13 protein-coding genes, 1 pseudogene and 1 riboswitch are annotated in these 11704 nt (G+C 45.6%); of the genes and pseudogenes, 2 read left to right on the forward strand and 12 right to left on the reverse strand.

Annotated features, from left to right (window positions below):
• Positions 1-30: 30 nt before the first annotated feature.
• The 5 genes from rpoZ to AU387_RS12635 all read right to left on the reverse strand — a co-directional run bounded on the left by rpoZ (position 31) and on the right by AU387_RS12635 (position 4838).
• On the reverse strand, positions 31-234 hold the full coding sequence (rpoZ, locus tag AU387_RS12615; RefSeq protein WP_003221520.1) for a DNA-directed RNA polymerase subunit omega: 204 nt from the start codon (positions 232-234) through the stop codon (positions 31-33).
• 3 nt (positions 235-237) lie between these two features.
• A complete protein-coding gene (gmk, locus tag AU387_RS12620) occupies positions 238-852 on the reverse strand; it encodes a guanylate kinase (RefSeq protein ID WP_024121355.1) in 615 nt (204 codons plus the stop codon).
• Between the two features lie 7 nt (positions 853-859).
• On the reverse strand, positions 860-1129 hold the full coding sequence (remA, locus tag AU387_RS12625) for an extracellular matrix/biofilm regulator RemA (protein WP_003154355.1): 270 nt from the start codon (positions 1127-1129) through the stop codon (positions 860-862).
• 76 nt (positions 1130-1205) lie between these two features.
• The gene (locus AU387_RS12630) at positions 1206-2081 is read right to left on the reverse strand and encodes a YicC/YloC family endoribonuclease (RefSeq protein ID WP_059335811.1); all 876 of its coding nucleotides are present in this window, start codon (positions 2079-2081) and stop codon (positions 1206-1208) included.
• 84 nt (positions 2082-2165) lie between these two features.
• Positions 2166-4838 (reverse strand): calcium-translocating P-type ATPase, SERCA-type, encoded by a 2673-nt coding sequence (locus AU387_RS12635; protein WP_044155940.1) that lies wholly within the window; start codon positions 4836-4838, stop codon positions 2166-2168.
• A gap of 178 nt (positions 4839-5016) precedes the next feature.
• Here AU387_RS12635 and AU387_RS22085 point away from each other — a divergent pair, with 178 nt between their 5' ends.
• Together AU387_RS22085 and AU387_RS12640 are read left to right on the forward strand one after the other, a co-directional pair.
• A complete protein-coding gene (locus tag AU387_RS22085) occupies positions 5017-5088 on the forward strand; it encodes an NFACT family protein (RefSeq protein WP_232460816.1) in 72 nt (23 codons plus the stop codon).
• Positions 5082-5579: pseudogene (locus AU387_RS12640) on the forward strand (NFACT RNA binding domain-containing protein); the annotation flags it as partial. The gene AU387_RS22085 and the pseudogene AU387_RS12640, both read left to right, overlap by 7 nt.
• A gap of 38 nt (positions 5580-5617) precedes the next feature.
• Here the strand turns inward: AU387_RS12640 and sirC are convergent.
• The 7 genes from sirC to AU387_RS12675 form a co-directional block, all read right to left on the reverse strand.
• Positions 5618-6106, reverse strand: coding sequence for a precorrin-2 dehydrogenase (gene sirC, locus AU387_RS12645; RefSeq protein WP_059335812.1), 489 nt, complete (start codon positions 6104-6106; stop codon positions 5618-5620).
• Positions 6087-6872 carry a sirohydrochlorin chelatase gene (sirB, locus tag AU387_RS12650; RefSeq protein ID WP_059335813.1) on the reverse strand — a complete coding sequence of 262 codons (786 nt, stop codon included), beginning with the start codon at positions 6870-6872 and terminating at the stop codon, positions 6087-6089. The genes sirC and sirB overlap by 20 nt, the downstream gene beginning before the upstream one ends.
• On the reverse strand, positions 6873-7646 hold the full coding sequence (gene cobA / locus AU387_RS12655; protein WP_059292807.1) for a uroporphyrinogen-III C-methyltransferase: 774 nt from the start codon (positions 7644-7646) through the stop codon (positions 6873-6875).
• A 100-nt stretch (positions 7647-7746) separates the two neighbouring features.
• Positions 7747-8340, reverse strand: a complete 594-nt coding sequence (gene cysC, locus AU387_RS12660; protein WP_059335814.1) for an adenylyl-sulfate kinase — start codon at positions 8338-8340, stop codon at positions 7747-7749.
• A 12-nt stretch (positions 8341-8352) separates the two neighbouring features.
• Entirely contained in the window at positions 8353-9501 is a 1149-nt protein-coding gene (sat, locus tag AU387_RS12665) for a sulfate adenylyltransferase (protein WP_059335815.1), read from the reverse strand.
• A 48-nt stretch (positions 9502-9549) separates the two neighbouring features.
• Positions 9550-10614, reverse strand: coding sequence for a sulfate permease (cysP, locus tag AU387_RS12670; RefSeq protein ID WP_059335816.1), 1065 nt, complete (start codon positions 10612-10614; stop codon positions 9550-9552).
• An 11-nt stretch (positions 10615-10625) separates the two neighbouring features.
• Complete coding sequence (locus AU387_RS12675; RefSeq protein WP_059335817.1) at positions 10626-11327, reverse strand: phosphoadenylyl-sulfate reductase; 702 nt, start codon at positions 11325-11327, stop codon at positions 10626-10628.
• 157 nt (positions 11328-11484) lie between these two features.
• A riboswitch (SAM riboswitch) is annotated at positions 11485-11590 on the reverse strand.
• Positions 11591-11704: the final 114 nt, after the last annotated feature.

The raw sequence follows: 11704 nt of genomic DNA on the forward strand, positions 1-11704 counted from the left end.
CCTACATGATATAGGTTGCTACTTGTGCTACTATTCGCGGTCTTCCTTTTCAAACGAAAGCAGGCCTGCATCAATTTCTTCTAAAGCTTTGCCTACATATTTGTGTGAAATCGTATGTTCAATCATCTGGTCTTTTTTGATTTGCATTTCACGCGCACGTCTTGCAGAAACGGTTACGAGCGTGTATTTCGAATCCAATTTATTCATTAATGAGTCAATTGACGGATCTAACATCAGTTATTCAACCTCCAGCATTTTCTTATATCTTGGTGCAACGCGCTCACGCTTCAAATGTTCAGCGAGAACGATTGCTTTGATTTTGTCGCAAGCCGTTTCGACATTATCATTTTCTACGACGTAATCATATGCGTCCATCATTTCGATCTCAGCTTTTGCGGCTTTCATGCGATTTTCAATCAGAGCATCTGTTTCCGTTCCTCTTGTCACAATTCTGTTCTTCAGTTCAGAAAGACTCGGAGGCGCAAGGAAAATAAACAGACCTTCCGGGAAAGCATTTCTCACTTGAAGAGCGCCTTGAACTTCGATTTCTAAAAAGACGTCTTTTCCTTCTTGGAGCGTCTGTTCAACATAATCGACAGGAGTGCCGTAATAATTGCCGACATATTCTGCCCATTCAAGCAGTTTATTGTTTGCAATCATTTGCTCAAATTCTTCTCTCGTTTTGAAAAAATAATCGACTCCGTTCACTTCGCCCTCTCGCGGGTTTCTCGTTGTTACTGAAATCGAATACTCGAATTTTGTATCTTCTTGCGAAAAAATCGCTTGCCGAACCGTTCCTTTACCAACTCCTGAGGGACCTGAGAGAACGATTAATAAACCTCTTTCTTTCATGCGGCAATTATCCCTGCCCTTCATCCATAATTTCTTCTTTAACAGAAAGTCTGTGTGCAACTGTCTCAGGCTGGACGGCAGATAAGATAATGTGATCACTATCCATGACGACAACTGCACGGGTTCTTCGTCCGTATGTAGCGTCAATTAGCATTCCGCGGTCTCTTGCATCCTGGATCATCCGTTTGATTGGCGCAGACTCCGGGCTGACAATCGAAATCATCCGATTGGCGGAGATAATATTGCCAAATCCGATATTAATCAGTTTAATCGTCATCTTCTACGTTCCCCCTGTAAAATAGACGTCTCTAGTTTAGCCTAGCAAGTCCGTCTGTAAACAATACGCACAGTCACTATTCTATATTTTGCACTTGTTCTTTTATTTTTTCAATAGAACTTTTCATTTCGACGACAAGCTTTGTGATCTGGTGATCATTTGCTTTTGAGCCGATTGTATTTGCTTCCCGATTCAGCTCCTGGACAAGAAAGTCGAGTTTGCGCCCGACAGCTCCGCCTTCAGCTAATATATCACGAAACTGAGCGAAGTGGCTCTTCAGCCTTGTAATCTCTTCTGTAATATCAGAGCGATCTGCAAAAATAGCGCATTCTGTAACAAGCCGGCTCTCATCCAACACGTCTTCGGTCCATTCTTTTATTCTGGCGTACAGCCGTTCCCTGTAACGAGACACCGCATCGGCTGCCAAAGCTTCGGTCTTTTCGGCCAGCTCTTCAAGCTGGTCAATATGCATCAGACAGTCTTTGGCTAGAAGCAGCCCCTCTTTTTCGCGCATCTCACAGAGTCCTTTTACGGCTTCCTCTGCAGCAGCTGTTATTAACTCCTCAAGCTTTTCATTTTGAGTCTGTTCCTCATGAATCTGGACGACATGATCAAGCTTGAAGAAGTCCATGACATCAGGCTCTGCGGACAATTGATATCGCTTTTTCATATCCTCTGCAGCTGCGACAAACTCATCGAGAAGCGGCCAATCAATGTAAAGCCTTCTCTCTACAAGCATATCACTGTCAACGGAGACGAAAAGCTCAATTCTTCCGCGCTGTATGTACTGCAGAATCGTCTGTTTCAGCTTATCTTCTAAATATAGCAAAGGCCTTGGCAAACGAGCGTTCACTTCTTTAAACCTGTAATTCACAGATTTAAGTTCAACGCTTACAGAGAGATCATCTTGTGTTTTGCTTGCACTGCCGAAGCCTGTCATACTTCGTATCATAAATAAAACACCCAATTTCTTCCCTGTTCTCAAAATAAAAGGGCAATAGACATGCTATTACCCCTAAGATTATATCATATGAATTTATTTTTTTCTTGTCAAAAGTGACCCCGCCAGCAAAAAAGTAGGGATGGCCGACATGCCGATGACCAGCATCCAGTCTCCCGGCGTGATGGCAACCGTATGGAAAATCGGCTGAAGCGGCGGATAGTAAATGACCACCAGCATCAGTAAAATCGATGACAATACAGCGCCGATCAGATACAAGTTTTCAAACGGATTTCTGGAAAAAACGGACGTTTCGCTCCGGCAGTCAAATACGTGAATGAGCTGAGCCAGCACCAACGTCGCAAACGCAATTGTCTGCGCATAAGACAAATTCTCAGGATTGCGGTGATACACGATGATAAAAGCCAAAATCGTGGCAGCACCGATTAAAAACCCTCTGGAGACCACCTTCCATCCAAGCTTGCGGGCAAACACCCCTTCTTTCGGGTGACGCGGCTTCCGCTTCATCACGTCTCCTTCCGGCTGATCCATGCCGAGCGCCATCGCCGGCAATCCGTCTGTCACCAAGTTGACCCACAAAATCTGAATCGGCACGAGCGGCAAAGGAAGGGCAAGCAGCATGGCGAAAAGCATGACCAGAATTTCTCCTACGTTAGAAGCCAGCAGGTATCGGATAAATTTTCTAATATTTTCATAGATATTTCTGCCTTCTTTAATCGCTGATTTAATGGTTGCAAAATTATCATCTACGAGAATGAGGGATGATGCTTCCTTCGCCACATCCGTTCCTGTAATACCCATGGCAACGCCGATATCAGCCTGTTTGATAGCCGGCGCGTCATTGACGCCGTCTCCTGTCATTGCAACGATATGTCCGTTTTCCTGATACGCTTTAACAATTTTCAATTTATGCTCAGGAGAAACGCGGGCAAACACATACACATCCTCCACTACGTCAGAAAGCTCTTCTTGCGAAAGCTCATTCAGCATCTGGCCGTCCATGATTTTTCCGCTTTTCGGGAGGAGGCGCAAATCTTTCGCTATAGCTTTTGCTGTCTCAACATGATCCCCTGTAATCATGACCGTCTTAATTCCCGCTTCACGGCATTCTTTAATCGCCTGTCTGACTTCAGGGCGCGGCGGATCTATGATGCCTGAAAGGCCAAGCATTGTCAGATCTTTTTCCGCCTGCTCCATTGACGGTGTTTCCCCTGCTTTTACCGGTCTATAGGCAACCGCAATCGTTCGGAGCGCCTGGGAAGCCAATTGCCGTAATACTGCCTCTGTTTCTGCTTTTCTCTCATTTGAGAAAGGAGCGGCAGAGCCGTCATAATAAATACGGGCGGACCGCTGCATCAGTACATCCGGCGCGCCTTTCGTAATGATATAGCGCTTTCTGTCCTGATCCTCTACAATGACAGTCATCATTTTTCGGGCTGAATCAAATGGAAACTCCTCAACCACCCGGTAATGGGATTCCACAAACTCCTTTGAAAAGCCGCCTTTTCTTGCCGCGGTGAGCAGCGCTCCCTCTGTCGGATCTCCGTCAAGCACATAGTCACCGTTTCTATTCTCAATATTCGAGTTGTTACAAAGCGCTCCGAACAACAGCATTTGCTCCAGAGGCTTATGCTCATTCACACTGACCTCTTTATCGTTCAGTGTGAAGCCTCCTTTCGGATCGTAGCCCGTGCCCGACACTCTCCACGTTTTTCCTCCGGACCATACATGTGTGACCGTCATTTTGTTTTGCGTCATTGTTCCTGTTTTGTCTGAACAAATAATAGAGGCACACCCAAGCGTCTCAACCGCCGGAAGCTTTCTCACGATTGATTTTTGCTTGATCATACGCTGTACACCCAATGACAGCGCTACTGTCACAATGGCTGGCAGCCCTTCTGGAATGGCGGCTACCGCTAGCGAAACACCGGCTAAAAACATACTGTACAGATCGTGTCCCTGGATCACGCCGACAGCAACAACAAGTACAGTGAGCAGTAAAGCGACAACAATTAAAATTTTCCCGAGCTGCTCGAGCCTTCTTTGCAGCGGGGTTGACAGAGTTCCCGCCGATTCAAGCATGTCAGCGATTTTCCCCATAGCCGTGTTCATTCCTGTACCGACGACAACACCGACACCGCTGCCGCGGGTGACGATGGTTCCCATAAAGGCCATATTCGTAATATCCCCCAGCGACACATCGGGTTTTTTCAATTTATCCGCATGTTTCACAACCGGGATTGACTCTCCGGTTAACGCTGATTCTTCAATTTCCAGGCTTTTCGCTTCGACAATGCGGACATCTGCTCCAATCCGGTCGCCGCTTGTAAACTTCACAATGTCGCCCGGCACCAGTTCTTTCGAAGGGATCTTTGTCCAGCTTCCTTCCCTGAGTGCCATCACATGAGGAGTTGACAGCTCTTTTAATGCCTGGAGAGATTGCTCTGCACGCCTTTCTTGAAAGAACCCAAGTATGCCATTCACAAACACAATCGCAATAATCGCAACCGCGTCCACATATTCACCAAGAAACCCTGAAATTAATGTTGCCGCAAGCAGCACAAGCACCATGAAATCTTTAAACTGCGCGAAAAACAAGAGAAGCGCTGATGTTTTTTTCCCTTCTTGCAGCTCGTTTGGCCCATGCTTGTCGAGGCGTTTTTTCACCTCTTTTTCAGTTAATCCTTGTTTCATGGACGTATTTGTTGCCTCTAATAAGTCTGTTTGTCCCATTTCATGAAACTTCATTCCGCTCGTCCACTCCCCTGCTCTCTTATAGAGATATCACTCTATAAGCATGCTTATTCTGACTCGTCCCATTTCATGCTATAATTATCGAATGCAGGAAGAATGAGAGGGTGTATTATATATGTCGTTTGATGGCATGTTTACATACGGAATGACACACGAACTGAACGAGCGAATAATGGGCGGACGGATCACGAAAGTCCATCAGCCTTATAAGCACGATGTGATTTTTCACATCCGCGCCAATTGATCCAGCAGCTGTCTTCCGCTTCTCCGCGCGATATCAGTGAAATCAGAGAAGAGCTTGTGGAGGGGAAATATTTACGTCCTAAGCAGCAAAAAGGGCAGAAAAAACAAAAACAGAACAACCCTGTTTTAGAAACATACGAATCCTCTTCCGGCCACACTATTTTAGTCGGCAAAAACAACCGTCAAAACGAGTATTTAACGACCAAAGCAGCTGCCAGAGACGACATATGGCTTCATACGAAGGATATCCCGGGCTCCCATGTTGTCATCAGGAGCAGCGAGCCGGATGAACAAACAATTATTGAAGCCGCCACAATTGCAGCTTATTTTTCAAAAGCAAAAGATTCAAGTTCTGTGCCTGTTGATTATACAAAAATCAGGCACGTCAAAAAGCCGAACGGCGCAAAGCCCGGATTCGTGACTTATGACAGCCAGCATACCGTCTTTGTCACGCCTGATGCGGATACTGTCATCAGGCTGAAAAAAAGCTGATTCAAATAAAGAAAAGCCAGAGCAGCAACTGCTCTGGCTTATTTATTTCTTCTGATCTGATAAAGCCTGTCTACTTCGCTGACAAAGTCGCCGTCAATGAGCATGTCCACTTTTTCAGCAAGTTCCTTCGTATGCTTTGGACTGGCTCCGTTTGTCGAAACAGAAACCGTAACATGCCCTCTTTTTACGATTTTCGGCATGTACACATTGCCCAGCTCAGCGTCACTGGCACAGTTGACAAGCTGGGAAGGCGATGCATTTTGAGCGATCTCTTTATTCACAGCGGCGTCATCCGTCGCGGCAATAATCAAAAAAGCGTCGAGATAATCCTCTTTCTCAATCTTCCGGCTCAGCCACTTGATTTGGCGATTGTCTGCCATCTGCCTGATTTCCGGTTCCGCAACCGGACTGACAAGCGTAATATCCGCTCCATCAGAAAGCACTGTTTTTAACCTTCTGAGCGCAATACTGCCGCCCCCTGCGATCACAACCTTTTTCTTCTGCAAACTAATGTGAAGCGGGAGCATATGAGCCTCCGTCAAAATTAAATTGCCCCTCATGGTTGTCAGCAGTTTCTTTTACACGATTTAAAAATGCCTTTTTCACATGCGGGTGGAAACCGATATAGGAAGAGAGGTAGACATTTGGATTTTTGACCTTTAATTTCTGGACCTCACGTTCAATCTCATTCATCAGCATCCCGGTAAACAGCAAATACGGAACAATAAAGGTCGTCACGCCGTCATCTTTTTTCAGCTCAGAAAAAACATCTTTGTAATTGGGACCGCATGCTGTCATAAAACATGGAATCACTTCCTTGACGGGCATGATGTTTTGGAGCAATCCGGCAATGCCGGTTACGTCTCTTTTTACATCTGGGTCTGAGCTTCCCCTGCCGATGAGCACAACCCTCGCGTTTTCGTACGGAACGCATATGTCTTTAACACGATGATAGACAGCTTTGACAACTTCTTCGTCAATCCCAATCGGACTTCCGTATGAGATATGGACTGAAGGATACCGGGACGCGGCACGGGCAATTTCTTGCGGAATATCATGTTTTGCATGAGCAGCCGTTAAAAGAAGCAGAGGCACCACTGCGATATGAGTGGCGCCTTGCTTCACACATGCTTCAAACCCTGTCTCAATTGCCGGCTCCTGCAGCTCTAAAAAACTGATTTCCTGAACAGGCGCAGAGATGTGCGCTTTGCATCCTTCCAAAAATGCAGCGGCCTCTTGCTGAGCCTTTTTTACCCGGCTGCCGTGGCCGACATATAAAATCGCTTGTTTCATTTACAACGCCTCGCTTAAATCTTGTTTTTTCAGCTCAGATTCAAACCATTCCAGCTTATAGTGATAATTTACAACATTTCCAACAACAATTAAACTCGGATTTTTAATGTCTTCTTTTTTCACCGTTTCTGAAAGGGTGTCAACTGTACAAAAAACAGATTTTTGCTTGTCCGTTGTTCCCCAATGAATAAACGCTGCCGGAGTATGACCGTCCCGGCCGTTTTCCAGGAGTTTTTTTTCGATCTGCTGCACATTTTTAATGCCCATATAGATGACAAGTGTATCAATCCCTGTGGCCAGCGCTTTCCACTTTTCCTCAAAATCCTCTTCTTTTTTATAATGCCCCGTTACAAAAGCCACGTTAGAGCCCGCGTCCCGATGAGTGACAGGAATCCCGGCATAAGCAGCCGCCGCGATTCCCGATGTGATACCGGGGACAATTTCAAACGGAATGCCATTTTCAGAAAGGCATTCCGCTTCTTCCCCTCCTCTGCCGAACACAAATGGGTCTCCGCCTTTCAATCTGACTACGGTTTTCCCTTTTTGCGCATACTTCACAAGAAACCGATTGATGGTTTCCTGCTTCATTGTATGAAAATCTGGAAGCTTCCCGCAGTAGATCAGGTCCGCCTGCTCCTTGGCATATTGCAAAATCTCTTTATTTACTAATCTGTCATATAGGATTACATCAGCTTTTTCAATGGCTTTCAGCGCTTTAATTGTCAGCAGATCAGGATCTCCGGGACCCGCTCCTACAATATATACTTTCCCCATCGTCTTTCCCCCGATCTATTCGAGTTCTTCCAGAACGTTCGCTGTGATGTTATTCTTGTTTGCATTTTCGGCATCTGAGAAGAACACAGCTGAGCGGCGTTTAGCTCAGTTGCTGCTTTACAAACTCGATCAGCTGATTTTTGCACTCTTCACGATCATATTGTCCTGAGTCAAGGACGAGCTCAGGAGCTTCCGGTTCTTCATAAGGAGAATCAATGCCTGTGAAGAACGGAATTTCTCCGTTTCTTGCTTTTTTGTAGAGTCCTTTTGGATCTCTTTGTTCACAAATATCGAGGTCGCATTTAATATAAACTTCATTAAATTCGCCTGCTTCCACAAGCTGGCGGACCTGTTCTCTGTCCTCACGGAAAGGAGAGATAAAAGCAGTAATGACAATGGTGCCCTGCTGCACAAAAAGTTTCGCTACCTCTCCGATTCGGCGGATGTTTTCTTTTCGGTCTTTATCAGAAAAACCGAGATCTTTATTTAAACCGTGGCGAATGTTGTCACCATCCAGCACAATAACTTGGTAGCCTTGCTCAAAAAGTTCTCTCGCAGCAGCATTGGCAATGGTTGATTTGCCTGATCCGCTTAAGCCCGTCAGCCAGAGAATGGAGCTTTTATGCTTGTTTTTTTTCTGATACTCTTCTTTTGTAATAGAGGCTTCATGCCATACGATATCGCGATTTGTCACTGCCAGTCCCCCTTAAGAAACGCCTGCTTCTTCTTTTTTCTTCATGCCTTTGATTAACACCTCTACAACTTCTGCGCGGCTGAATTCTGCAGGCGGCAGTACACCGTCTCTCAGCATCCCTCTCACCTTGGTGCCTGATAAAATCACGTGATGCTCTCGGCCGTGAGGGCACGTTTTTGCTGTTCCCATATTTCCGCATTTTTCGCAGAAGAAGCTGTGCTCAAATTTCAGCGGTGTAATGCCGAGTTCTTCAGGTTTAAATGTGTCAAACAGCTCCTGGGCTTCGTACGTGCCGTAATAATCACCGACACCGGCGTGATCGCGGCCGACAATGAAATGCGTGCAGCCGTAGTTTTTTCTGACAAGCGCATGGAAAATCGCTTCTCTCGGACCGGCATAACGCATTGCAGCCAAGAAAACGCCAAGGAAAACTCGCTCTTTCGGGTAATAGTTGTCAAGAAGCACTTGATAGCTTTCCATACGGACATCAGCGGGGATGTCATCAGATTTTGTTTCGCCGACAAGCGGGTTTAAAAACAAACCGTCCACTGTCTCAAGAGCCGTTTTTTGAATATATTCATGCGCTCTGTGAACAGGATTTCTCGTTTGGAAACCGACAATTGTTTCCCAGCCTTTTTCTGCAAACTGGCGTCTTGTTTCCGTCGGTTCAAATGTAAACTCAGGGAATTGTTTGGCAGCTTTTTTAATCAGCGTGATCGGACCGCCGACATATGTATCACCGCGGCTGAAAAGCTTTTTCACACCCGGATGAGCCTGATCATCCGTTTTATACACGTTAACAGCTTCTTTTTGTTTGTCAGGCACGTATAAGTCTTCGATTTGGATAACGCCGTATGTTTCTCCGTCATACGTTAATTTTACTGTTTCGCCGACTGACAGTTCGGCTGCTTTTTGTGCATCTACCGGCAGCGTGATCGGAATAGACCATACAACACCGGAAGCAAGACGCATGTTTTCAACAACAGATACGTAATCTTTCTCATTTAAGAAGCCTTCGATCGGGCTGTATCCGCCGATTCCGATCAATTCCAGGTCAGCAAAAGAAATCAAATCAAGTTCAATTTCTTTCTGAATGCCGCTTACCTCATACGACTCATTTACTCGGTTTACCAGTTTTCCTCCATGTGGTGCTAAGCTCATAATATTCATTTCCTCCTAGTTAACAGATAAAATAACTCAGATTAATAGTTAGATTCCCCCGCCTTGATCGTGGACAGAGCGTCTCTCTTTACGAATGGCTTTTGTCAGGCTGACGGCACCGCCTGCCGCTAAAAGCACACTAACCATGATAAAGATTGAATAATAATCCGCCTTTAAAAACATAGATACAAGCAGATAGGAGATGGATAAAGATAAAAACGGCGACACGATCCATACTTTCAGCATCGTTTGAACGACCTGTTTATGAAATACGTTTGGTCCGTTTTTCGCCATGCCTATTCCGATAATAGACGATGACGTTACTTGCGCCAAGGGCACCGGCATTCCAAATATAGAACTGATGATCACCAGCCCTGCTCCTGTTCCGGATAGGAGAATGCCTTCCCCTTTTGAAAACCGCGTGATTTTCTTCCCGTTTGTTTCTAACACCCTGCGGCCTAAGATCAGTGCGCCCAGGGCTACAAAAACTCCCCCATACAGGGTTCCTTTCGCTACATCCAGTACGCCGGCAGCTACTAACGGTCCAACAGCATTCGCTACATTGTTCATGCCCGCAGAGAAAGCTTCAAAAAAACCAGCGCATAGCAAAAGGATGCCAAGGATGTTTTGTTTACGGGAAGACGTAATTTCGATCTTAAAATAACGAAACAGCTTTGCTACAAAAAATGTAAAACCAAAAGCGAACAGCGGAACGAAAATCCAAAATGAAACAATAATCAGAAGATTGTTTACAAACAATACTTTGTACGCAACGCCCACACCGACAACCGCCCCGACTGTGACTTCACTTGTCGATAAAGGAATGCCGAGCAGATTAGCTGTAAAAAGCGACAGTGCAGCAGCCCCGATAATGATGCAAACAATCGTCAGCGTGATCGTCTGTTCCGGGATAATCCCAGAGCTGATGGTTTTCACAACTTCGCCCCCGCCAATGACAGCCCCGGCCAGAACACCAACAGCACATAAGATCAAAGCGTAGGTTTTCTTTTTGATGGCCCCAGAGCCGTAAGCAACTCCCATTGAAGCTGCAGCGCCGCTTGCGCCAATATTTACTGCGAAAAACAAGCTAAATAAAATAGCGGCTAATTCCATTTTGCAGCTCCTTATTCATGCAGTCCGCATTCTGTTTTCGCCATACCGTTCCATCTGCCTGAGCGCAGGTCCTCTGCGGTAAATGCAGGTGACGTACAAGGCGCGCAGCCGATACTTGGATACCCTTGATCGTGGAGCGGATTGTAGTCCAGCTCATTCCGAGAGGTGTATCTCCAGATGTCTTTCCAAGTCCAATGGATAAGCGGGCAAACTTTTACTGATTTGAATTTCTCATCTTTGTTTAAGAAATTCGTATTGGCACGGCTTGGCCCTTGATCGCGGCGCAGGCCGGAAAGCCATGCCGGGTGGCCGGAAAGCGCCTCTCTTAAAGGAACGATCTTTCTGAGATAGCAGCATTGATTCGGCTCTCTTTCCCACAGTTTATCACCATGTTCTTCCGCCTGTTCCTCAAGAGTAAGGTTCGGTTTCTTCAGGATGATATTGAGGCCGGGATAGCGCTCTTTCACGCGTTCTATCGTTTCATAGGTTTCTTTAAAATGAAGCCCTGTATCGAGAAATACAATCCCTGCGTCTTTTTTCACTTTATAGATTAAGTCAATCAGAACAATTCCTTCAATTCCGAAACTGCAGGCATAAACAAGCTGATTGCCGTAATGGCCGTAAGCCCATTTTAAAACTGACAGCGCCCCTTTATAAGGATCGTCCTCCGGAAATGTAATCGTTGGTTCTTCCCAATTATCGTACGTTAACATTTCTTCTTCCTCCTTTCGGAGACAAACAAACAGTAGCTTTCTGCCGGTTGTCTTTCCCAATTGTAATGTGATGCGGCTGCTGTTATCTCCGTAAACAGCCCCTCTTAAAATAAAAAACTTTCAATCCGGCGGAAAGAAAGACAGGAACTGCATGTAGCCCTTATCTTTCAAAATGGAATACATTTTGCTGGAAGTAGCACCTTACACATTGTGCAGGTTGCCGGGCTTCATAGGACCAGTCCCTCAGCCGCTCTTGATAAGTTTTTCAGATTTGTAGTAAATTTTAGCACAATTCTAACATAAGTCAACCCGAGTTTTTTTATAGGATTAATAAAAAAACAGACCCAAGGGCCTGTTTTCAATCGCGGCAAGGCATT

Source organism: Bacillus halotolerans (assembly GCF_001517105.1).
GTDB lineage: Bacteria > Bacillota > Bacilli > Bacillales > Bacillaceae > Bacillus > Bacillus halotolerans.